The organism is Sphingomonas sp. (genome assembly GCF_035910975.1).
Lineage (GTDB): Bacteria > Pseudomonadota > Alphaproteobacteria > Sphingomonadales > Sphingomonadaceae > Sphingomonas.
Map to the genome: position 1 here is coordinate 103,523 of NZ_JAMHWM010000029.1, position 23,890 is coordinate 127,412.

The following is a 23,890-nucleotide window of genomic DNA, read 5'->3' on the forward strand; positions in this document are numbered from 1 at the left end:
TTCCCTCAATGCTGCCTCAGCCGATGGTGCAGGTGACGAATGGCGTCGGTCATGCTCTTTTCGACCGTGCTGGTCGATACCCCCAGTCTGTGCGCGATCTCGCCGTACCGCAACTCCTCGAAGCGGTTCAGCACGAAGATCGCGCGTGTTCTTTCGGGCAACTCGTTGAGCGCGTTGTGAAGCGCGCGTACCTGTTCCCGACCCCGTAAGACGCGCTCCGGCGAGCGATCCTCAAAATTTCCTTCGCCGTGGCGTTCGAGCGTGTCGGCGGCGGCGCGGCGGGTCGATTCGCGGCGGCCCTCGTCGCGCAGCAGATTGGATGCGATCTGGAACAGGAAGGCCTCGGGATTGTCGACCGCCGGCCCACCCTCGCGCGCGGCGAGGCGCGAGAAAACTTCCTGCGCCAGATCCTCGGGATCCTGATTGGGCTTCGCGCGCTTGGCGAAGAAGCGGACGAGCGGGGTGCGATAGCGCGCGACCAGCTGTTCGAGCGTCGGCGCGGTCGCCGGCCCGTCAGGCTCCCCCGTCTGCCTGCGCGTCTCCACGGCCGCGTCGTGCCGCAGAAACGCCCGCGCATCAACCGCTTGTGGTCTCCTTCAGTCCGCCGCCGAGCGCGATGTAGAGCGACACCTCGCTCTGCAACTGCGCGCTGCGCAGGGCGAGCAATTGCTGTTCGGCCGCGAACAGATTGCGCTCGGCGTCGAGTACCTCAAGGTAGATCGACAGGCCATTGTCGTAGCGTAGGCGCGCCACGCGGGCGAGGCGGCGCTGCGCGTCGACCGCGCGGACCTGCGCGGCGATCTGCTCGGCATAGCGGGCGCGGGCGACCAGCGCGTCGGCCACTTCGCGGAACGCGGTCTGCGTCGCCTTCTGGTATGCGGCGACCAGTTCGTCGGCCTGCGCCTTGGTGAGCGCAAGGCCGGCTGCACCGCGACCCCAGGTCAGGATCGGCTGGGTGGCATCGATGCCGACGCGATATTGCACCGAGTTGCCGGACACGAGACTGCCGAGTGCGGGGGAGATGAAGCCCAACAGTCCGGTCAGCGAGATGTTTGGCAGCAACGACGCGCGCGCCACGCCGATATTGGCGTTGGCCGCGCGCAGCCGCTGCTCGGCCTGGAGGATGTCGGGCCGGTTGGCGAGCAGCGCGGAGGGCAGGCCGGGCTCGATCGGCGCGTAGAGCCCCGCGTCGGACAACGGGCGCGCCGGCGGCAGCGGATCGGCGATCGGGCCGCCGACCAGCACCGTCATCAGGTTCTGCGCCTGCTGCGTGGTGCGATTGAGGTCGGCCAGCTCGGTTTCGGCCTGCGTCACGAGCAGCGCCGCCTGGTCGAAATCGACCGTCGATGTGACGCCGGCATCCATCCGCATACGCGCGATGCGCACGCCTTCGCGGCGCCCGGTGACGGTGCGCTCGGCGAGGGCGATCTGTTCCTCGCCAGCGCGGATCTGGAGGTAGGTGGCCGCGACCTGGCCGATCAGCGACAGGCGGAAGGCGCGCTCGGCTTCGGCGGTTGCCAGATATTCGCGCCGCGCGACCTCCGACAGGTTGCGCACGCGGCCCCAGAAATCGAGCTCGAAGCTGGTGACGGCGATACCCAGCGAATATTGTTCGAAGGCGAAGCTGTCCGACGGCGTCGTGCCCGGCTGGCTCTCGCCCTGCGGGAAGCCGAGTGCGCGGGTCGGCTGGCGGGTGCGCGAGCCGACCGCCTGAAGATCGACATTTGGCAGGCGGTTCGAATCCTCGATCCGGTACTGCGCCCGCGCCTGAGCCACACGTGCGACCGACTGGGCGAGATCGCGATTGTTGGCGAGCGCCGCGGCGATCAGCGCCTGCAGCCGGGCATCGCCGAAATAGTCGCGCCAGCCGATGTCGGCGGCCGCCCGCGCCACATCGGCCGCGGGCGCTTCGGGGAAGGTGGCGGCCACGGGTGCCGGTGGCTGGCGGTATTGCGGCGCGAAATTGCAGCCGGCAAGCGCCGTGGCGGTGGCGAGGGCGATCAGCTTACGCATGGACGGGCTCTCCGTGATCCGGCGCGGCATCGGGCGAGTCATCGTCGTCCCAGCGACGCTTCCTGCTCGACAGCCATTTGCGCGCGGCGAAATAGAAGACGGGGGTGAAGAAAATGCCGATCGCGGTCGCCGCGATCATTCCGCCCATCACCCCGGTGCCGACCGCGTGCCGGCTGGCCGCGCCCGCGCCGCTGGCGATGACGAGCGGCACCATGCCCAGGATGAAGGCGAGGCTGGTCATCAGGATCGGGCGGAGGCGCTGGCGCGCGGCCTCCAGCGTGGCGTCATGGATGCCCTCGATACCTTCCTTCTCCTGATGCGCCTCGTCGTCGATCGCGAACTCGACCACCAGGATCGCGTTCTTGGCGGCCAGGCCGATGATCGTGATGAGACCGATGTTGAAATAGACGTCGGCCGACAGGCCACGCAGCATCGTGAAGACGACCGCGCCCAATATGCCGAACGGCACCACCATCAGCACCGAGAAGGGGATCGCCCAGCTGTTGTAGAGTGCGGCAAGCAGCAGGAACACGACGATCAGGGAGAGCCCGAGCAGCAGGCCGATCTGGCCGCCGGCCTGTTTCTCCTCATAGGCGGTGCCCGTCCAGTCGTAGCCGAAGCCAGGCTTCAACACCTGATCGGCGATCCGCTCCATCTCCTCCAGCGCGGCGCCCGAGCTCTTGCCCGGTGCGGCCTGGCCCGAGATCGTCGTTGCGGGATAGCCGTTGTAGCGTTGCATCTGCGTCGGCCCGGCTTCCCACGTCACCCGTGTGAAGGCGGAGAACGGCACCATCTCGCCGCCGCCGTTGCGGACGCGGAGCGCCAGCACGTCGTCGGCGGTCATGCGGTTGCGCGCATCAGCCTGGAGGTAGACGCGCTGCACGGTGCCCTGGTTCGAGAAATCATTGGCGTAGGCCGATCCGAAGCTGATCGCGAGCGTGGCATTGACGTCGCCAATCGACAGGCCCAGCGCCCGCGCCTGGACGCGATCGATATCGACGCGCAGCTGGGGCGAGGGTGCCTGGCCCTCGGGCCGGATGCCGGCGAGGATCGGGCTTTTCGACGCCTCCGCCATGATTGCCATCGCCGCCTGCTGTAGGCCTGCGGGATCGTTGCCGACGCGGTCCTCGATCTTCATCGAAAAGCCGGTGGCGTTGCCGAGCGCCTGGATGGCCGGCGGGTTGAGCGCGAAGATGCTGGCATTGGTGATGCCCGCGGTCGCGCCGAACACGCCGCCGATCACGGAGTTGACGCTGTTTTCCGCCCCCTTGCGGTCCTCATAGGGCTTGAGCATCACGAAGGAGAGCGCCGCCGACTGGCCCTGGCCGAAGAAATTGAAGCCGATGACGGAGAACATCCGTTCGAACTGCGGCTGCTTGAACATATATTCCTCGGTCGCCTTCACGGCGGCCTGGGTACGGTCGGCGGTGGCGCCGACGGGGGCGTCGTAGTTTACGACGAAATAGCCCTGATCCTCCTCGGGCAGGAAGCCGCCGGGCAGGCGCCCGAACAGCAGGAACGTGACGCCAAGGATCGCGACGAAAACCGCCAGCCAGCGTACCGGCCGCGACAGCATCTTCGTGACACCCCCGACATAGCGGTCGCGCGAATTGTCGAACCGGTCGTTGAACCAGTTGAAGAACCGCTGCGGATAGCCGCGCCATCCCTCGCGCGGGGTGGGGCGTTCGTCGACATGATGCTTGTGCGGCTTGAGGAGAGTCGCGCACAGCGCCGGCGTCAGCGTCAGCGCCAGCACGGCCGAGAAGAAGATCGAGACCGCGAGCGTCACCGAGAACTGGCGATAGATGCCGCCGGTCGATCCCGGAAAGAACGCCATCGGGATGAACACCGCGATCAGGACGAGCGTGATACCGATGATCGCGCCGCGGATCTGGCCCATCGCCTTGATCGTCGCGCGCGGCGGCGACAGGCCCTCCTCGCTCATGATGCGCTCGACGTTTTCGACGACGACGATCGCGTCATCGACGAGGATGCCGATCGCCACCACCATCGCGAACAGCGACAGCGTGTTGATCGAGAAGCCGAACAGCCACAGCCCCAGGCACCCGCCGGCCAGCGCGATCGGCACGACGACCGCCGGGATGACGGTCGCCCGCCAGCTCTGGAGGAACAGGAACATCACGGCGAAGACGAGCAGCATCGCCTCGATCAGCGTCTTCACGACATTGTCGATCGACGTCGCGATGAACGGCGTGGTGTCGTACGACACGTCCCAGGCGATATCCTGCGGGAAGGTGCGTTCGAGCTGGCGCATGCGTTCGCTGACCGCCTCGCGCGTTGCGATCGCGTTGGCTCCGGCGGCCAGCATCACGCCGATGCCGGCGACTTCCTTGCCGTCCAGCGTCGATTTGAACTGATAGTTGTCGGCGCCGATTTCGACCCGCGCGACGTCGCCCAGCCGAACCGTGGAGCCGTCGGGGTTGGCGCGCAGGATGATCCCCTGGAATTCCTCCGGCGTCTGGAAACGGTTCTGCGTCACGATCTTGGCGTTGAACTCGGCGCCCGGCACGGTCGGCTGGTCGGCGATGCCGCCGCCCGCCGTCTGGCTGTTCTGTTCCTGCACCGCGAGCAGCGCGTCGCTGGGCGACAGATTGAAGCCGGCGAGCTTGTCGGGATCGAGCCAGATGCGCATCGCCTTTTCGGCGGAGAACAGCTGGGCATTGCCGACGCCGGGCACGCGGCGGATTTCGTTGACCACCTTGGTCGAGGCGAAATCGCCGAGTTCGAGCGCGGGCGTCTTGCCGGTCTTCGACTGGATGGAGATGACTTCCAGGAAGCCGGCCGAATTGTCGGTGAGCTGGATGCCAAGCCGGCGCACGTCCTCCGGCAGGCGCGGCTCGGCGCGGTTCAGGCGATCCTGCACCTGGGTGCGCGCAACGTCGAGGTCGGTCCCTGACTGGAAAGTGACGATGATCTCGCCGGTGCCGTTCGCGCGGCTGGTGGAGGCCATGTACAGGAAATTGTCGACGCCGTTCAGCTCGCGCTCGATCACGGCGGTGACGTTCTTGTCCATCGTCTCGGCATCGGCGCCGTTATAGGTGTAGGCGAGCGTCAGCGAGGGCGGCGCGACGTTGGGATATTGTTCGACCGGCAGGTTGAGCAGGGCCATCGTGCCGAACAGCGCGATGAAGGCGGCGATCACCCAGGCGAAGACCGGGCGGTGAACGAAGAAGCTGTCCATGGCCGCTTACTTCTTCTGTGCCGGCTGAGCGGGCTGCTGCCCGGCCGCAGCGGGCGCGGGATCGCCCTTGACCTGCACCTTCATCCCCGGTGCCATGATCTTCTGCCAGCCTTCGGTGATGATGCGTTCGCCCGGCTTCAATCCCGATTTGACCAGCCAGTTGCCGCCGACCTGCCCGGCGAGCTGGACGGGACGGGGAGAGGTGGTGCCATCGGCGGCGATCACGGTGACACTCGCCCCACGCTCAGCGAACTGGATCGCGCGCGCCGGGATGAGGATGCCGTTCGGCGAGGTGCCGATGGCGATGCGGCCGCGCACGAACTGGCCGGGCAGCAGCAGCCGTTCGCCGTTCGGGAACACCGCGCGCAGCGTCTGGCTGCCGGTTTCGCGATCGACAGTCTGGTCCGCGAAATCGAGGCGGCCGGTCGGGCCATATTCGGTGCCGTTGGCGAGCACGAGGCGGACATCGACCTGGGCCAGCGGCTTGACGTCGGTGGCGCCCGAACGGTCGGCCTGGCGCAGGTTGAGGATCGCGGCGTTCGATTCGGTGAAGACCGCGTGGACCGGCGAGGGCTGCTCGATCGTCGCGAGCGGTGTCGCCTGCGTCGCGCTGACCAGCGCGCCTTCGGTGACGGCGGCGCGGCCGATCCGGCCGGAGATCGGCGCGCGGACGGTGGTGTAGCCGAGCTGGAGCTGCGCGCGGGTCAGCGCGGCGCGGGCATCTGCGACATTCGCCGTTTCCGTGCGCAGCGTCGCGCGAGCCTGGTCATATTCCTGCCCGCTGACGGCGCGCTCCTTCACCAGCGGTTCGTAGCGGCGGATGATGGCGGCCGCGTTCGACCGTGCTGCTTCGGCGCGGGCCAGCGCTGCGCGAGCCTGTTCCACCTGCGCCGACAGGTCGCGCGGATCGATTCGGAACAGCGGTTGGCCGGCGGTGACGTCGGTGCCTTCCGTGAACAGCCGGCGCTCGATGATGCCGTCGGCGCGCGCGCGTACCTCGGCGATACGGACTGCCTCGATACGACCGGGCAGCTCGATGATGTTGGGCACGTCCTGCGTGCGGACGGTGATCGCCTCGACGAGGGGAGGCGGCATCTGGCTGGGGTCGCCCATCGCGCCGCCGCCGGGGGGCGCGGAGCCTCCGCCGCAGGCGGCGAGCGACAGGAGTAGGGCGAGCGTGAGCGTCGAGCGGAAGCGATTCGGCACGGGGGATGTCTCCGGGGATGGCAGCCGGGGTTTCGGAAGGTAGCGGCGGTGCGGGTATTCAGGGCCCGGGGCGGGTCATCGCCAGCAGGGCATCGCGCACGTCCTGCGCGACGGGTGGCGCGTGGTTGGGGGCGTGCAGCGACGACAGCCAGATGCCGTCGGTCGCCAGCCGGACGATCGCACAGGAAATGTTCTCGTCGGTTTCGGCATATTGCGCGAGCTGGCGCGCGAACCAGTCGGCCCAGCGGCGCTGGAGCAGGGGGTCAGCGGTCATCGCCAGACACAGTGTCCGCGACGAAACGGTATCGCAGACGCGGTGGTTCTGGAAAACGCCGTTGAGCATCGCGCGGGTGAAGCGGCCGTGCGGTTCCGCATCGGCGGCCATCAGATCAGCGAGCGTCGCCTCGGCTTCCGCGAACATCGTCTCCAGCACGCCTTCGACCAAATCCTGCTTGGTCGGAAAGTGATGGAACAACCCGCCCTTGGTGACGCCGGCCGCGCGCGCAACCGCATCGACGGTCAGCTTGCCCAGCCCCTGTTCGGCGATGATCGTCGCCGTCGCCGCGACCAGCGCGGCGCGCACCTTCTGCGGATCCTTGCGGCGTTCATATCCCTTCGGCGGGACCATATCGGAAGACTCGATCGATTTGAAACCGACCGGCCGGTATCTTTCATGGCGAGCCGCGTCAATCGCGAAGCGACCGATTGCGTTGCACGGCCTGACGATTGCAGCCGGCGTCAGGCGATCAGCAGGGCGCTTGCCGCGGTCGCCAGGATCAGCAGCGCCAGCGTGGCAAGCGCGATCACCGCGAAAGGCCGCCCGCCCATCCTGAGCAACTGGCCGAGTGGCGAGCGGATCGCGGTGGCGGCGACGGCGGCGGCGAGCAGCGCGGCGGCGATCGCTTCGAGCGCGTGAACGGCCACGTCGGGGATCACCCCGGTCGAATTGACGCCCGCGACCAGGAAGAAGCCGACCACGAACCACGGCACGCCGATCCCCGCGCCGCCGCGTTCACCGCGCGGCAGGAACAGGGCGAGTGCCATCAGGACGGGGGCGAGCAGGGCGACGCGGCTCAGTTTCACGATCGTCGCGACCTGACCCGCCGTTGGTGAATAGGAATAGCCCGCGCCGATCGCCTGCGCGACGTCATGGATCGCGGCGCCGAGCAGAAATCCCGCCGGCACGTCCGCATATCCCAGGGCGTGCGCGATCATCGGATAGAGGACCATCGCCGCCGCGCTCATCGCCGAAATGCCGATCAGCACGAGCGTCAGCTGCGCCTGGCTGACCCGTTTCGGCCCCAGTGTCGTCGCCACCGCCAGCGCCGCGGACGCGCCGCAGATCGCGACCGCGCCACCGACCAGCATGCCGAACCAGCGATCGAAGCCCAGTCGCCGGGCGATCAGCACGGCGGCGCCGATCGTCAGCGCGATCAGCGCGGCAACGGTCGCCAGCGCGACGAGGCCCAGGTCGGCGATCTGGCCGAAGGTGACGCGTGCGCCGACCAGCACGATTCCCCAGCGGAGCAGGTCGCGCGAGGCGAAATTGAGGCCGGCATGGAGCCGCGCGTCAGCCGACAGGAAATTGAGCGACAGGCCGATCAGCAACGCCATCAGCGTCAGCGGCGCGCCGTAGCGGTCGGCCAGGAACCCCGCCGCCAGCGTTGCCGCCGCCACCACCGCGAGCCCGGGCAGCGTGTCGCGCCAGTGCGGGCGCGGCCCCTCCACGATGTCGCCATAGAGGTCGGCGGCCATCGGCAAAGGGCGCATCGCTTCGCTCACAGCTGGCGCAGCGCGCTTGCCGGGCGGGCGCTGAGGATCGGCCACGCGCCCGCCAGGCCGATCGCCACGATCGCTCCGGCGCCGATGACGAGCGTCGTCGCGACCGCGCCGTAATCGGGCAGCCAGGCGAAATCGAAGATCCGGGTCACGACATACCACGCGCCGCCCAGCCCCAGGCCCAGTGCCAGCGCGGCGAGCGCGGCGCTGAGCAGGGCATATTCGATCCCCTGCATCGCCAGTACCTGTACGCGCGTCGCGCCCAGCGTACGGAGGATCACGCTGTCATAGGTGCGCGCTTCCCGCGCGGCGGCGATCGCGCCGACCAGCACGGCGATCCCGGCGAGGACCGCGACCGATGCGGCGGCGGTGATCGCGGCGGCAAGCTGGCGGACGATCGTCTGCACCTGCCCGATCACGCCACCGACCTCGACCACCGATACCGACGGGAAGGGCGCGAGCAGCGCCCGCATCACCGGCGCCTCCCGCCCCTTGGGCAGATAGATCGTCGCGGCCAGATTGTGCGGGGCGTCCGAAATCGCGTTGGGCGAGAAGACCATCACGAAGTTGAAACCCAGCGTGTCCCAGTCGATCCGCCGGAACGAGGCGATCCGCGCGGTCCGCTCGACGCCGAGCAGGGTGAAGGAGAGCGGGTCGCCGATCTTCAGGTCGAGCGCGGTCGCCATGCGCTCGTCGATCGAGACGAGCGGCGGGCCTGCGTACCCCTTCGGCCACCATTGGCCGGCGGTGACCGTGCTGCCTTCGGGCAGGCTCTCCGAATAGGTCAGTCCGCGTTCGCCGCGCAGCGCCCAGGCACCTTCGGGCAAGGTCTTGAGGTCGGCGACGCGGGTGGTGCCGTATCCGGTGATCGTGCCGCGCATCGCAGGCACCGTGCGGATGGTCGCGCCTTGTGCCTCGCGCGAGACGATAGCGCGGAATTCGCCCTCGCGCGGCGGTGGCACATCGAGCGCGAACAGCGACGGGGCACGGGCCGGGATGGTCCGCGCGATGTTGGCATCGATGCTGGTGCGGATCGCCGCGAGCAGCACGAACAGCGTGAGGCCGAGGCCGAGCGCGACGGCCAGCGCGCGGGTCTGTGCGCCGGGGCGATGGATCGCGGCGATCGCCAGGCGGAGCAGCGGACGACGGGTGGTGGGCGCGCGCCGCGCCGCGAGGCGGACGAGTGCGCCGAAGCCGGTGAAGATCGCAAGCACTGCGCCCACCGCGCCGAGGAAGCCGGCGGTAAGCCAGGGCTGTGACGCGGTCGCCGTCGCCAGCGCGACGATAGCGGCGCCCGCTGCCGCGACCCATGGCAGCGTGGCGCGAAGCGGCGGGCGGCGCGTATCGAGCACGCCGCGCAACAGGCCGGCGGCGGGGACGTGCCCTGCCGCAACCAGCGGCGGCGCGGTGAAGGCAATCGCGATCAGCACGCCGTAGAGAGCAGCGAGCGCCAGCGGCGTCCATTCGATCGCGAACTCGGGCGCGACCGGCAGGCTGCTGCCCGCGGCGGCGACGATCGCCGGAACCGCGGCCACGCCGGCGGCGAGCCCCAGTGCGATGCCGATCGCCGCGATCACGCCGAGTTGCAGGATGTAGATGCGCGCGATGACGCCCGACGTGGCGCCCAGCACCTTCAGTGTCGCGATGCCGCCGCGCCGCGCCGCGAAATAGGATCGCACGCCGTTGCCCACGCCGATCCCCGCGACGACCAGCGCGGAGAGAGCGACGAGCATCAGGAACTCGCCCATCCGGTCGAGGAAGCGCGCGGCGCCGGGGGCGGCGCGGGCGCTGGTCTTGGTTTCCCAGCCGCCCGTTTCGAAACGGCGCTTGAAATCGTCGGCGACCGCGCGGGGATCGCCGCCGGCCAGGGCGATGCGATAGCGGCTTTCGTACAGGCTGCCCGGCTGGACCAGCGCGGTCCGCGCCAGTCCCTCCGGCGACAGGATCGCGACCGGGCCGAGCGTGAACCCCTCGCCCAGCCGGTCCGGCTCCTCGGCGATCACGCCCGCGACGGTGAAGCTCGCGCCGCCGATGCGGAATGTGCGGCCCTCTGCCAGGCCCAGCCGGTCGGCGAGGGTCGGCGCGATCCAGGCGCCGCCGGCCGCAAGCGGCTCCGGTGCTCCGCGCCGCAACGCCAGCGTCCCGTAGAGCGGATAGGCGGCATCGACCGATTTCAGCTCGATCGGCACGATGCGCGGATCGGCGGTCGTGCCCCCCACCGCACTTGCCTGCATCTTGCGGCTCTCGGACACGCGCCCGAGCGACGTCATGGCGGCGCGTTCGGCCGACGTCGCGGCGCGCTGCGATACGGTGAACTCGACGTCGCCGCCCAGGATCACCGCGCCGCGCGCGCCGATCTCGCGCGTCACCGCCTGCGTCAGGCTACCGATCGCCGCCAGCGCGCCGACGCCGAGGAACAGGCAGGCGAGCAGCAGCCGCAGGCCGCGAAATCTCAGGTCGATCTCGCGTCGGGCGAGCCGCCAGGCGATGCGCCAGTCGTTCACGCCGCGCGATCCGCCGCGATACGGCCATCCGCCAGTTCGACGATTCGGTCGCAACGTGCCGCGAGCGCCGGATCGTGGGTGATGACGATCAGCGTGGCATCGGTCGCGGCGCGGCGATCGAACAGCAGGTCCATGACCGCCGCCCCGGTCGCGGCGTCGAGGTTACCGGTCGGCTCGTCGGCGAAGACGAGCGGCGGGCGGGGGCCAAGCGCGCGGGCGATCGCCACGCGCTGCTGCTCGCCGCCCGAGAGTTGCGCTGGATAGTGGTGGAGCCGATGGCCCAGACCCACGGCGGTGAGCTCCGCCTCGGCGCGCTCGAATGCGTCGGCGACGCCGGCCAGCTCCATCGGCACCGCGACGTTCTCGCGCGCGGTCATCGTCGGCAGCAGGTGGAAGGCCTGGAGCACGATGCCGATTCGCCCGCGCCGGGCGCGCGCCAGAGCGTCCTCGTCGAGCGTCCCGAAGTCGAGCCCTGCGACATCTACCGTCCCGGCGCTCGCCCGCTCGAGGCCCGACAGCACCGCCATCAGCGATGACTTGCCCGATCCCGACGGGCCGAGCAGCGCGACGCTGGTCCCGCGCGCGATATCGAGGTCGATGCCGCGCAGGATTTCGGTCGGCGCGTCGGCGCTGCCCAGGCGGAGGGTGACGCCGCGCGCCGAAACAACCATATCGGCCTGGGAAACAGGATTCATGAAGGAAGGCGCCTTGAAGATCGTCCGCCATCGCTACGCAGCCGCACTGCTGCTTGTCCAGCCGCTGCTGCTTGTTGGGTGCGATTCGGTGAGTGTTACCAACACCGCAGTGCCAGTCCCGTTGGAAAACGCAGTGGCGGAGGTGCCGGCGCCGCAGGGCGATGAACGGCTGATACTGGCGTTCGGCGACAGCCTCTACGCCGGCTACGGGCTGGAGCGCGGGGAGAGCCTGGCCGATGCGGTGCAGGCGCGGCTGCGGACGGCGGGGATCAACGCGCACGTCGTCAACGCCGGCGTGTCGGGCGATACCACCGCCGCAGGGCGCCAGCGGCTGGCCTTCTCGCTAGACAATCTGGCGCGCACGCCCGACCTGGTTTTGCTCGGGCTGGGCGGCAACGACGTGCTGCGCCAGATCTCGCCCGAAGAAACGCGCGCGAACATGGTCGCGATGCTCGACGAACTGAAGAAGCGGCGGGTGCCGGTGGTGCTGACGGGCATGCAGGCGCCGCCCAATCTGGGGCCCGAATTCGGCGCGCGGTTCAATGCGATCTGGGCCGATCTCGCGCGCGAGTACGGAACCGGGCTCTATCCTTTCATTCTCGACGGGGTGATCGGCGATCCGGCGCTGATGCTGCCCGACCGCGTCCACCCCAATGCCGCCGGCGTCGGGCGGATCGCCGACCGGCTGACGCCCGTGGTGCGCGAGGCGCTGCCGAAAGGTTCGGGGCCGAAAGGTTCAGCGCCGGAAGCGCGCTAGATCAATGCCGTGGCGCGAGACCTTGTCGTAGAAGGTCTTGCGCGGGATGCCGAGGGCATCGATCGCGGCGCCGACGCGCCCGGCGTGGTGGCGCAGCGCTTCCTCGATCAGCGTCGCTTCATAGGATGCGACCCGTTCCGGCAGGGTCGTGTCCGGATTGTCGGCCGCCGGCTGGGCATCGATCCCCAGCACCGATTCGAATGCGAAGTTGCGCAGCTCTCGGACATTGCCCGGCCAGTCGTGGGTCTTCAGCCGACGCATCGCCGTGTCGTCCAGCGCGGGCGGGTCGGTGCGGCCGAGTTGTACCCTGGCCTCCTCGACGAAGGCAGCGAAAAGCTGGAAGCTGTCCCCGTCGCGCTCGCGCACAGGCGGCACCCGCAGCCGCACCGTGTTGAGCCGGTAGAAGAGGTCGGCGCGGAAATCCCCGGCCGCGACGGCGGCGGCAAGGTCCCGCTTGGTCGTCGCGATCACCCGCAGATCGACCGCGCGGGGGCGTTCGGCGCCGATCGGCTGGACCTCACGCTCCTCCAGCACGCGCAGCAGCCTGGCCTGCATCGCTGGGGCCATGCTGTCGATCTCGTCGAGCAGCAATGTGCCGCCGCTCGATGCCGCGATCTGGCCGTCGCGGGACAGGCGGGTGTGGGCGACGCTGTCGGCCGCGTGGCCGAACAGCTCGATCTCCGCTAGCCCCTCTGGCAGCGCGCCGCAGTTGACGGCGATGAACGGGCGCGCGCGGCGCGGCCCGGACCGGTGGAGCATGGTCGCGACCAGTTCCTTGCCGACGCCCGTCTCCCCTTCGACCAGCACGTCGATGTCGGCATCGGCCAGCTGGCCGATCGATGCCCGCAGGCGCGCCATCGCCGGGCTGTCGCCGATCAGCGGCCCGCTGTCCGAAAGCCGTGCGGCGGCCGCGCGCAGACGACGGTTTTCGATCACCAGCCCGCGCCGTTCGATCGCTCGGGCGACGCTGGCAGTGAGATGGTCGGTCGCGAACGGCTTGGTCAGGAAATCGAACGCGCCGCGATGCAGAGCCGCCACCGCCATTGCGACGTCGCCGTGACCGGTAATCAGGATGATCGAGAGTTCGGCATCGCGGTCGAGCAGCGCGGCGAGCAACTCCAGCCCGTCCATCCCCGGCATGCGGATGTCGGAGACGACAGCCCCGGCGAAGTCGGAGGGGAAGGCGGCGAGCGCGGCACGCGGATCGGCGAACGCCGTCACTGCAAAGCCCGAAAGCTCCAGGGCCTGCGCCGTCGCGACGCGCAGCGCATCGTCATCCTCGACGAGGATCACGTTCATGAAGCCACCCGGAGGGTCAGGTCGAAGCGCGCGCCGACCGGGGCCGGATGGTGGACCAGATCGCCGCCGAATTCGCGCGCAATATCGCGCGCGATGGCTAGGCCCAGTCCGAGCCCCTCGGGCTTGGACGAGGTGAAGGGGGTGAACAGCTGGTCGGCGATCGCCAAGGGCACACCCGGCCCGGTATCGGCGACCGTCAGCGTCACCACTTCGCCCGAGCGTACTGCATCAACCGAGATCCGCCCGGCCGGGCTGTCGGCGATCGCGTCCAGCGCGTTCTGGATCAGGTTGACCAGGATTTGTTCGATCCGCACTCGATCACCGGCCAGCTGCAGCGCGCGAAGCTGCGGCGATATACCGATATCGAGCACGCCGCGCGTGCGCTCGCCGACCAGCATCATCACCCCGTCGAGCACCGAGCCGAGCGTTGCGCCGGCCCCGGCCGGCGTCCGCTTGCGCGCGAAGCCGCGCAGTTCGGCGGTGATCGCGCCGATGCGGTCGGCCAGGCCCACGATGCGATCGAGATTTTCGCGCGCGGCATCGACGCCGCCGCGTTCGATCAGCCGCGCCCCGCTGTCGGCAAAGGTGCGGATCGCGGCGACGGGCTGGTTGATCTCGTGCGCGACCCCCGCGGTGATCTGGCCGAGCGTGCCGAGCCGGTTGGCCTGGGCCAGTTCCTCGCGCGCCGCGCGGTATCGCCGGTCCGCTTCGGCGCGTTCCTGTGATTCGACGGTCAACTGGGCATTTGCCTCGCGCAGGTCGGCGGTGCGCGCGGCAACCTCGCGCTCCAGCCTGGTGCGGGCTTCGCGCTGGAGGCGGCGTTTCTCGGCGGACCGGACTGCCAAACCGATGGCCACCGCAGCGAGCAGCAGCAGGCCTAGCCCCCAGATCAGGACGACGCCGCGAGACGCCGCGAGGGCCGCGTCGAGCGGTGCCAGGTGGATCAGTCGCGCGCCGGCGATCGGCGCCTCCACCTCGGCCGCGCGGAACCGGTCCGCGCCGTTCACCCGGGCCGACGGGCCATCTATTGCGATCGGGGCGGGCTGCGGCGCGGCGTCGCCGAACTGGAGCGTCCGACGGGCGTCGGCGAGAACCGCAGGCGAGACCGGGCCGATCGAACGGAAGCGCCAGGCGGGGCGGCTGGTGATGAGGATCACGCCATGACGATCCACCACGACGCTGATGCCGCCGATCCTGGCCCACGCCGATTCGAGGGTGTCGAACTCCACCTTGACCACCACCACCCCGACAAAGCGGCCCGCGCGTTCGACCCGGCGTGCCAGATAGAGGCCGGGTCGGCCGCTGATGGTGCCGAGCGCGAACAGTTCCGCCGCGCCGCTGCGCATCGCCCCGCGGAAATAGGGCCGGAAGCCGTAGTTCTGACCGACGAAGCTGGTCGGCAGCCGCCAGTTGCTGGCGGCGACGGTGCGGCCGGCGGCGTCGATCGCGTACAGGTTGGCGGCATCGGTGCGAGCGGCGAGCAGTTCGAAGGTGGCATCCAGCCGCCGCGCGGCTACCGCATCGCCGGCCAGCGCCGCGCCGACGTCGGGATATTCGACCAGCACGAGCGGCAGCAGGCGGAACTTCTGCAGCTCTGACGTCAGCAGGCCGGCATGGCTGCGCGCGGCGGCGCGGGCGTCGGCGTCGGTGATCCCCTCGGCGCGCAGCGTCGCCCAGCGATCGGCGGCGAACAGCAGCGCGGCGAGCGCGAGCAGCGCGGCCAGCACCACGGCGATCCGGCGGGCGAAGGCGGCGCGACTCGGCATCGGTGCGAAGTTTCGCACAAACATCGGCCGCTGTGTGCGGAATTTCGCACATATTGTTTGGCTTGCGGCAACTGGCGGCAATTAAAATCTATATATTACAATATAATAGTTCTCAGCGTTCGGCGCGTGGTGAAGCCCGACGCCATGCCTTAGCGCCATTCTTCGAAGCTTCTGGCAAGGAAGCCGGCGACCGAAACGTCGTCACGAGGGGATGTCATGATCGCGATTCCGACCGAACGCACGCCCGATGCCGAAACGCTGCGCCGCGTGCCGATCTGGCGCCACCTGTATTTCCAGGTGCTCGTCGCCATCGCCGCCGGCGTCACGCTGGGCCATTTCTGGCCGGAGACGGGCGCCGCGCTGAAGCCGCTGGGTGATGGATTCATCAAGCTGGTGAAAATGGTAATCGCACCGGTCATCTTCCTGACCGTCGTGACCGGCATCGCCGGGATGCGCGAGCTTGCCGCGGTGGGCCGCGTCGCCGCCAAGGCGATGGGCTATTTCCTGTTCTTTTCCACGCTCGCGCTGATCGTCGGCCTGATCGTCGCCAACGTCTTCCAGCCCGGCGCGGGGATGAACGTCGACCCGGCGACGCTCGATAGCGGCGCAATTGCCGACTATGCGACCAAGGCGGAGGAGAGCACGCTCACCGCGTTCATCCTCGACATCATCCCGACGACGATGCCGTCGGCGCTGACCGACGGTTCGATCCTCCAGACGCTGTTCGTCGCGATCCTGTTCGGCGTGTCGCTCAGCCTGGTCGGCAAGCCCGCCGAGCCCGTGCTCGATTTCCTGGAGCGTGTCACCCTCGTCGTGTTCCGCCTGGTCGGCATCCTGATGAAGGCGGCACCGATCGGCGCGTTCGGTGCGATGGCGTTCACCATCGGCAAATATGGCGCCTCCAGTCTCGTCAATCTCGGCGCGCTGATCGCGACCTTCTACATCACGTCGCTGATCTTCGTGGTCGTGATCCTGGGCGCGGTGGCGCGGTTGCACGGCTTCTCGATCTTCAAATTGATCGCCTATCTCAAGGCCGAACTGCTGCTGGTGCTCGGCACGTCGTCGTCGGAAAGCGCGCTGCCCAGCCTGATCGGCAAGCTGGAGCGTGCCGGGTGCGACAAGGGGGTGGTCGGGCTGGTCGTGCCGACCGGCTACAGCTTCAACCTCGACGGTACCAATATCTACATGACGCTCGCCGCGCTGTTCATCGCGCAGGCGACGGGGATCGAGTTGAGCTGGGGCGAACAGGCCGCGCTGCTCGGCGTGGCCATGCTGTCGTCGAAGGGCGCCGCGGGCGTCACCGGCGCGGGCTTTATCACGCTGGCCGCGACGCTCAGCATCGTGCCGTCGGTGCCGGTTGCCGGCATGGCGCTGATCCTGGGCGTCGACCGCTTCATGAGCGAGTGCCGCAGCCTGACCAACTTCATCGGCAACGCCGTCGCCGCCGTCGTCGTGGCGCGGTGGGAAAACAAGCTCGACCGCGCCCGCCTGCACGAGGTGCTCAACGATCGCCGCGTGTCGGACGCGGAAACCATCGACGAGGACGACGCCCTCGTCACCGTAAACCCGGCCGCAGAGCCGGTGCGCTAATTCTGGGAGAGAAAGACATGACGAACCGGCTGGCCCTGCGGACGAGTGCCGCGCTGATCGCGATGATGGCGGCGGGCGCCGCGCAGGCGCAGACCGCGCCTGCGGCCCCGGCGGAGGCGGTGCCCGGCCTGGCCGCATCGGCCGATCAGGATGACGGCAGCGCTGCGCCCGCGCAGGAGATCGTCGTCGTCGGCACCCAGATCCGCGGCGCCAGCACCACCGCGGCGCTGCCGGTGACGGTTGTCGATACCGCGCAGATCGACGCGATCGGCGCGGTCAGCGGAGACGAACTGTTTCGCGCCATCCCGCAGGCCGGCGACGTGACGTTCAACGAAGCGAACAATCCGCAGACCTCCAACGCCGCGCGTGGCGACGTCAATTCGATCAACCTGCGCAACCTGGGTGTCGGCAACACGCTGGTGCTGCTGAACGGCCGCCGCCTGGTCAATCACCCGACCAGCCAGGCCGGCGACGGCAACGTGCCGGTGCTGAGTTTCAATTCCAACTCGCTGCCCGTCGCCGGGATCGAGCGGCTGGAAATCCTGCGCGACGGCGCCGCCGCGATCTATGGAGCCGATGCGGTCGCCGGCGTGGTCAACACCGTAACCAAGTCGAAGATGAACGGTGGCCAGATCGACCTGCGGTACGGCGGAGCGGAAGGCACCAGTCGCCGCGAGTTTCAGGCGACCGGCCTGCTCGGCACCAATTTCGGCGGCGATCGCGGGAACGTGTCCATCTACCTCGACTATACCCGGCGCACCGCGCTGCTCGCGGAGGATCAATATTACACCGCGACCGACAACCTGCTCCAGTATTTCGCCGACGATCCCCGTTTCGCCGGCAACCTGACGGCGGACGGCCGTGCGACACAGAGCCCCTGGGCGAACCTTGCCGTCGTCGGCGGACCGGGCACGATCCGGCGCAATCCGGGCAACACCGCGCTCACCTCGTCGGCGGGCGCGTTCCACACCCAGTCGGTGCTCAACCCGGGCTGCGCGGTGACATTGAACGCCGAAACCTGCCTTGGCAGCGGCACCCGCGCGACAGCGACGACGCTCCGCTCCGAACGGTTCGATACCCGTCCGGGTACCACCGTGACCCCGTCGATCAAGCGGTACAACAGCTTCGTATCGGGCCATTACGACCTGACCGATACGCTGACGCTGTACGGCGAGGCAGGCTTCTATCTGGCCAACACCCGCCGCATCCAGCCGCCGACGATCAACCTGAACGCGATCGTCATTCCGGCGTCGAACTACTGGAACCCGTTCGGGCCCGTCACCTTCGCCAACGGCCAGGCCAATCCCAACCGCGTCGCAGGGCTGACCAATGTACCGGTCACCGGCCTGCCCGTGCGGCTGAGCACCTATCGCTTCGTCGATGCGGGCTATCAGGTGGTCAATGTCGAGAACTGGCAGTCGCGCTTCCTGGGCGGGCTGAAGGGCAAGCTCGGCAGCTTCGATTTCGACACCGCGATCCTCTATTCGGAAGCGCAGGCGACCGACACGTCGAACGCGATCAACATGACGAAGCTGCAGGCCGCGCTCGCGCTGTCGACGCCGGATGCGTACAATCCGTTCAGCGGCGGCTGTTCGGCGACGCCGCAACTGGGTGACTGCACGCCCTCGTCGCAGGCGACGATCGACAGTTTCGTATTCGATCTGGTGCGCCGGTCGAAAACCACGCTCGCGCTGGCCGATTTCAAGCTGTCGCGCGCCGACCTGCTGGCGCTGCCCGGCGGCGATCTCGGCATCGCCTTCGGGATCGAGGGGCGCCGCGAGACGCAGGCGGACATCCGCAGTGACAACCTGAACGGCACGATCCAGTTCGTCGATTCGGTGACGGGTGAGCGCAACCTGTCGAACGTAGCGGCGGTCAGCCCGACGCCGTCGACGCGCGGCGCGCGCACAGTCTTCTCGGGCTTCGCCGAACTCGCCGTGCCGGTCGTCTCGCCCGACATGGATATCCCGCTGGTCCACCGCATCGACGTCCAGCTTGCCGGGCGGTTCGAACATTACAGCGATTTCGGCTCGGTCGCGAAGCCGAAGATCGCCGGCGCGTGGGATCTGACGCCGGGCTTCCGCCTGCGCGGATCGTGGTCGCAGGGCTTCCGCGCGCCGAACCTGGAACAGACCAAGACGGTGCAATATTCGCGCCTCGGCTCGAACACGGACTTCTTCCGCTGCGAGGCCGATCTGCGGGCCGGCCGCATCGCCAATTTCGGGGCGTGCGCACGCGGCGTCAGCTATTCGATCTTCATCGCGGGCAACCCCGATCTGAAGCCGGAGGACAGCACAAGCTGGTCGGCGGGCTTCGTGATCCAGCCGAATTTCCAGAACCCCAAGCTGGGCAGGCTGACGCTGACGGCTGATTTCTGGTCGATCAACCAGGTCGGCATCGTCGGCCAATTCGGCCCGCAGAACGCGCTGGTGCTCGACTATCTGCTGCGTCTGCAGGGATCGTCGAACCCCAACGTGATCCGCGCCGCGCCGACCGCCGACGATACGCCGGTGTTCGCCGGCACCGGGCTGGCGCCCGCCGGCGCGGTGACGCAGATCAACGACCGGTTCACCAATCTGCTGCCGCAGACGGTGCGCGGGCTCGACCTGTCGCTGCTCTACAATCTGCGCACCGATGTCGGAAAGTTCGACCTGGCGCTCAACGCCGCGCATCTCATCAAGTACAGCCGGGAAACCCCGCCAGGCGTCGCGGTGTTGTTCGACGCGCGATCGGCAGGGCAGATCAACGCGGCGACCCCGCTGACTGACGCGACCGACCTGATCGAACAGCGGGGGCGGCCCAAGTGGCGGCTGACCGGATCGCTCACCTGGAGCTACAAGCGTTTCCAGATCGGCGGGTTCGTCAACTATGTCGCCGACGTCAATGACACCAATTTCCTCGACACGGCGGGCCAGCCCTATGTGGTGGAGGGGCAGGCGACCGTGAACCTCTATGCGCAATATCGCTTCAAGGGTGGCGCGCTGGACGACACGAGGGTGCGGATCGGCGCGCGCAACATCTTTGACAAGGATCCGCCGCTGACCGCCGACGGCTATCTGGGCTCGCTCTACACGCCCTATGCGCGCTATCTCTACGCCAGCATCAGCAAGAGGTTCTGACGTGAAGCCCTGGATCGTCCTCGCCGCCTTTCTCTCCGCCGTTCCGGCCAGCGCGCAGGTGGCGCCGGCCCCGGCGCGGCCGGTCGCCGCCGCACCGGCCGCCGCCGCCGCGCCGCGGACGATCCTGTTCGTCGGCAACAGTTTCACGCAAGGCGCGCATTCGGCCGCGCGCAACTATCGCGCGAACACCGTCACCGACCTTAACAACGCGGGCTATGGCGGCATCCCGGCGCTGTTCAGGCTGTTCGCGGAACAGGCCGGGCAAATATGGCACGTCAGCCTGCAGACGCAGGGGGGGCGGACGCTCGGATGGCATCTGGCGGAACGGCGCGCGCTGATGGACCGGCCGTGGGACGTGGTGGTGCTGCAGGATCACAGTGTGCTCAACCCGCAATCGCCGGGTGATGCGGCGACGCACATCCGCGACGCGGGCCTGCTCGCCGCTATGTTCAGGCGGCAGAACCCGAAGGCGCAGGTCGAGCTGATGGCGACGTGGAGCCGCGCCGACCGCGTATGGAAACCGGGCAGCCCGTGGAGCGGGGCGCCGATCGCCAGGATGGCCGACGATCTGCGTGCGGCATCGAACCGCGCGCGCGCCGCAAGCCGCGACATCGCCGGGGTGATCCCGGTCGGCCAGGCGTGGAACCGTGCGTTCGCGGGAGGGGTCGCCGATCCCAACCCCTATGACGGCATTGCCTACGGCCAGCTCGATCTATGGGCCTACGACCATTATCACGCGAGCGTCGCGGGGTCGTACCTCGAGGCGCTGGTGGTGTTCGGCCGGATCACCGGCATCGATCCGCGCACGCTGGGCCCGAAGGAAAAGGCCGCCGACGACCTTGGCCTGTCCGACGATCAGGCGGTCGCGCTCCAGCGTGTGGCGTGGGAAACGCTGGCGGCGGAGCCGAAACGCTAAGGCACCTCCCACGGCGGCTGGGTCCATTCGGTCTTGAGATAGTCCACCAGCGCCGTCGCCCCGCGCGTCGGGGCGCGGGGATGGACGGCGTGGATCGCGATATCCGCTGCGCCCTCCAGCTCCGGGAGCACGCGCCGTAACCGGCCGTCGGCGAGCTCAACCTGCACGTCCCACAGGGAACGCAGCGCGATGCCCGCGCCGGCGACGGCGAGTTCGCGCACGACCTCGCTCGAATTGGTGCGGACGTGGCTTTGCCCGTCGATCACCACGCCGCCGCTCAATCGCCACGGCAACTGGCCGTTCGCGGCGAGCAGGCGGTGGCCGGCGAGTTCGGCGGCATCCGCCGGGGCACCGCGACGGGCGAGATAGGCGGGTGCGGCGCAAAGCACGCGGCGGCTGTCGGCCAGTCGGTGCGCGGCATATCCGCGCGGCGGATCGGCGGTGATGCGGATCGCCAGGTCGATGCCCGTCAGATCGACATAGTCGTCCGACAGGTCCAGCGTCAGGTCGATCGCGGGATGCGCCGCGAGGAATGGCGCCAGCACCGGCGCGAGGTGGAGCCGCCCGAACGAGGTTGGCGCGCTGACGATGAGCGGTCCGGCGGGTTGGGGCAGGGCGTCGGCAACGCGCGCCTCCGCCTCGGCCAGCGTTGACAGGATGGCGGCGACGTCGCGGTAGAAACGCTCGCCGCGCGGTGTCAGGCTCAGGCTGCGCGTCGTGCGATCGAACAGGCGCACGCCAAGCCGCGTCTCCAGCCGGGCGAGCCGTTTCGACACCATCGGCGGCGACAGGCCCGCCGCGCGCGCGGCACCGGCGAGGCTGCCGGCGTGTACGATGCGTGCGAACAGGGCGAGGTCGGGATCGATATTCGTTCTCCTGATGAACGGCAGAAAGTCTTTCACGTCGTCTAGTGAACGAAAACTGTCCGGTCTAGGGAGGGCGCGATACGAAAGGACGAGCGATGATCGAGCGCGCGGGATTGCAGGTGGCGGACGAACTCGCCGCCTTCATCGAGGAACGGGCACTGCCGGGCAGCGGTATCGACCCGGCGGCATTCTGGACCGACACCGCGGCGATCTTCGCGCGGTTCGCGCCGGAGAATGACGCGCTGCTGGCGGCTCGCGATGCGCTCCAGGCGCGGATCGATGCCTGGCATCGCGAGCGGGCCGGCCAGTCGATCGACCAGATCGAGTATCAGGGCTTCCTCCGCGAAATCGGCTATCTGGCGCCCGATCCAGCGCCGTTCAGGATCGGGACCGGGGAGGTCGATGACGAGATCGCTCGGATCGCCGGGCCGCAGCTGGTGGTGCCGGCGCTCAACGCCCGCTTCGCGCTCAACGCGGCGAACGCGCGCTGGGGGAGCCTGTACGACGCGCTCTACGGCACCGACGCGATCCACGGCGCGCCGGCGCCGGGAGGCTACGATCCGGAGCGCGGCGCGCAGGTGATCACGTGGGCGAAGGCGTTTCTCGACCGGTCGGTGCCGCTGGCGGAGGGATCATGGTCGAATCTCACCGACGCTGCGACCATCCCGCTCGCCGATCCAGCGCAGGCGGTCGGCATGAGCGACAAGGGCTGGCTGTTCCGCCACAACGGTCTGCATATCGAAATCGTCATCGACCGCGATCACCCGATCGGCCGTGACGACCCCGCCGGCATCGCCGACGTGATCCTCGAGAGCGCGCTCACCGCGATCGTCGACCTGGAGGATTCGGTCGCCGCGGTCGATGCGGCGGACAAGGTCGCGGCCTATGCCAACTGGCTTGGGCTGATGCGCGGCGATTTGAACGAGACGTTCGACAAGGGTGGACGGATGTTGACGCGCACGCTGAATCCCGATCGCCGCTACGACGCGCTCGATGGCGGCGAGATCGTGCTGCCCGGCCGGTCACTGCTGTTCGTGCGTAACGTCGGCCATCTGATGACGACGCCCGCCGTGCTGCTGCCCGACGGCGGCGAGGCGCCGGAAGGCATACTCGACGCGATCGTCACCAGCCTGATCGCGCTGCATGACGTGCGCGGATCACGCGCGAACAGCCGCGCCGGTAACATCCACATCGTCAAGCCCAAGATGCACGGGCCGGAGGAATGCGCCTTCACCGATCGCCTGTTCGACGCCGTGGAGGATCTGCTCGGTCTCGACCGCCACACGATCAAGGTGGGGGTGATGGACGAGGAACGGCGTACCTCCGTCAATCTCGCCGCCTGCATCCATGCGGTGAAGGACCGGATCGTGTTCATCAACACCGGCTTCCTCGACCGTACCGGTGACGAGATGCACACATCGATGCGTGCCGGGCCGATGATCCGCAAGGGCGCGATGAAGGCGTCCGACTGGATCGCCGCCTATGAGGATCGCAACGTCCAGATCGGCCTTGCCTGCGGGCTCGGCGGGCGGGCGCAGATCGGCAAGGGCATGTGGGCCGCGCCGGACCGGATGGCCGACATGCTGGACCAGAAGATCGGCCACCCCCGCAGCGGCGCGAACACCGCCTGGGTGCCGTCGCCCACCGCCGCGACGCTGCACGCGACGCATTACCACGACGTCGATGTCTTCGCGCGCCAGGCGGAGCGGGCGGGGGAGGGCGTCGCCTCGCTCGACCGGCTGTTGTCGGTGCCGGTCGCGACCGGTCGCAACTGGACGCCGGAGGAAGTGCGCGAGGAACTCGACAATAACGCGCAGGGCATATTGGGCTATGTCGTACGCTGGATCGACCAGGGGATCGGCTGTTCGAAGGTGCCCGACATCCACGACGTCGGCCTGATGGAAGACCGTGCGACGTTGCGCATCAGTTCGCAGCATATCGCCAACTGGCTGCTGCACGGCGTGTGCGCGGCGGACGAGGTCGACGCGGCGTTTACGCGGATGGCGGTCAAGGTCGATGCGCAGAACGCGGGCGACTCGCTCTATCGGCCGCTGACGCCCGATGGCCTCGCCTGGCGCGCGGCGCGGGCGCTGGTGTTCGAAGGGGTGGAGCAGCCGAACGGCTATACCGAGCCGTTGCTGCACCGCTATCGCGCGCTGGCGAAGGCGGCCGGATAAG

16 protein-coding genes are annotated in these 23,890 nt (G+C 68.8%); 5 read left to right on the forward strand and 11 right to left on the reverse strand.

Going from position 1 to position 23,890, the window contains the following annotated elements:
• Positions 1-5 precede the first annotated feature (5 nt).
• From VYI76_RS06825 to VYI76_RS06860, 8 genes are all read right to left on the reverse strand, one after another.
• On the reverse strand, positions 6-545 hold the full coding sequence (locus VYI76_RS06825) for an RNA polymerase sigma factor (protein WP_326524022.1): 540 nt from the start codon (positions 543-545) through the stop codon (positions 6-8).
• A 31-nt stretch (positions 546-576) separates the two neighbouring features.
• Complete coding sequence (locus VYI76_RS06830) at positions 577-2,013, reverse strand: efflux transporter outer membrane subunit (RefSeq protein ID WP_326524023.1); 1,437 nt, start codon at positions 2,011-2,013, stop codon at positions 577-579.
• A complete protein-coding gene (locus VYI76_RS06835; protein ID WP_326524024.1) occupies positions 2,006-5,215 on the reverse strand; it encodes a multidrug efflux RND transporter permease subunit in 3,210 nt (1,069 codons plus the stop codon). The genes VYI76_RS06830 and VYI76_RS06835 overlap by 8 nt, the downstream gene beginning before the upstream one ends.
• Positions 5,216-5,221: 6 nt before the next feature.
• Positions 5,222-6,421: an efflux RND transporter periplasmic adaptor subunit gene (locus tag VYI76_RS06840; RefSeq protein ID WP_326524025.1), complete on the reverse strand. Its 1,200-nt coding sequence runs from the start codon at positions 6,419-6,421 to the stop codon at positions 5,222-5,224.
• A gap of 58 nt (positions 6,422-6,479) precedes the next feature.
• Entirely contained in the window at positions 6,480-7,049 is a 570-nt protein-coding gene (locus VYI76_RS06845) for a TetR/AcrR family transcriptional regulator (protein WP_326524026.1), read from the reverse strand.
• A 110-nt stretch (positions 7,050-7,159) separates the two neighbouring features.
• Positions 7,160-8,176, reverse strand: a complete 1,017-nt coding sequence (locus VYI76_RS06850; RefSeq protein ID WP_326525051.1) for a YeiH family protein — start codon at positions 8,174-8,176, stop codon at positions 7,160-7,162.
• A 23-nt stretch (positions 8,177-8,199) separates the two neighbouring features.
• Positions 8,200-10,704, reverse strand: a complete 2,505-nt coding sequence (locus tag VYI76_RS06855) for an ABC transporter permease (protein ID WP_326524027.1) — start codon at positions 10,702-10,704, stop codon at positions 8,200-8,202.
• On the reverse strand, positions 10,701-11,399 hold the full coding sequence (locus tag VYI76_RS06860) for an ABC transporter ATP-binding protein (RefSeq protein ID WP_326524028.1): 699 nt from the start codon (positions 11,397-11,399) through the stop codon (positions 10,701-10,703). Before VYI76_RS06860 ends, VYI76_RS06855 begins: the two co-directional genes overlap by 4 nt.
• On the opposite strand from VYI76_RS06860, the gene VYI76_RS06865 reads away from it, so the two are divergent.
• On the forward strand, positions 11,398-12,156 hold the full coding sequence (locus VYI76_RS06865) for an arylesterase (RefSeq protein WP_326524029.1): 759 nt from the start codon (positions 11,398-11,400) through the stop codon (positions 12,154-12,156). The genes VYI76_RS06860 and VYI76_RS06865 overlap by 2 nt on opposite strands.
• On the opposite strand, the gene VYI76_RS06870 is transcribed toward VYI76_RS06865, so the two are convergent.
• Positions 12,136-13,455 carry a sigma-54-dependent transcriptional regulator gene (locus VYI76_RS06870; protein ID WP_326524030.1) on the reverse strand — a complete coding sequence of 440 codons (1,320 nt, stop codon included), beginning with the start codon at positions 13,453-13,455 and terminating at the stop codon, positions 12,136-12,138. The genes VYI76_RS06865 and VYI76_RS06870 overlap by 21 nt on opposite strands.
• Positions 13,452-15,221, reverse strand: coding sequence for a sensor histidine kinase (locus VYI76_RS06875; RefSeq protein ID WP_326524031.1), 1,770 nt, complete (start codon positions 15,219-15,221; stop codon positions 13,452-13,454). The genes VYI76_RS06870 and VYI76_RS06875 overlap by 4 nt, the downstream gene beginning before the upstream one ends.
• A 216-nt stretch (positions 15,222-15,437) precedes the next feature.
• On the opposite strand from VYI76_RS06875, the gene VYI76_RS06880 reads away from it, so the two are divergent.
• The 3 genes from VYI76_RS06880 to VYI76_RS06890 are packed head-to-tail and all read left to right on the forward strand — an operon-like array spanning position 15,438 to position 20,846.
• Entirely contained in the window at positions 15,438-16,811 is a 1,374-nt protein-coding gene (locus VYI76_RS06880) for a dicarboxylate/amino acid:cation symporter (RefSeq protein WP_326524032.1), read from the forward strand.
• Positions 16,812-16,828: 17 nt separating this feature from the next.
• Positions 16,829-19,930, forward strand: coding sequence for a TonB-dependent receptor domain-containing protein (locus tag VYI76_RS06885; protein WP_326524033.1), 3,102 nt, complete (start codon positions 16,829-16,831; stop codon positions 19,928-19,930).
• Position 19,931: 1 nt separating this feature from the next.
• Positions 19,932-20,846, forward strand: a complete 915-nt coding sequence (locus tag VYI76_RS06890; protein ID WP_326524034.1) for a DUF4886 domain-containing protein — start codon at positions 19,932-19,934, stop codon at positions 20,844-20,846.
• Here VYI76_RS06890 and VYI76_RS06895 read toward each other — a convergent pair.
• The gene (locus VYI76_RS06895) at positions 20,843-21,712 is read right to left on the reverse strand and encodes a LysR family transcriptional regulator (RefSeq protein WP_326525052.1); all 870 of its coding nucleotides are present in this window, start codon (positions 21,710-21,712) and stop codon (positions 20,843-20,845) included. The genes VYI76_RS06890 and VYI76_RS06895 overlap by 4 nt on opposite strands.
• Before the next feature lie 95 nt (positions 21,713-21,807).
• Here VYI76_RS06895 and VYI76_RS06900 point away from each other — a divergent pair, with 95 nt between their 5' ends.
• Positions 21,808-23,889 carry a malate synthase G gene (locus tag VYI76_RS06900; protein WP_326524035.1) on the forward strand — a complete coding sequence of 694 codons (2,082 nt, stop codon included), beginning with the start codon at positions 21,808-21,810 and terminating at the stop codon, positions 23,887-23,889.
• Position 23,890: the final 1 nt, after the last annotated feature.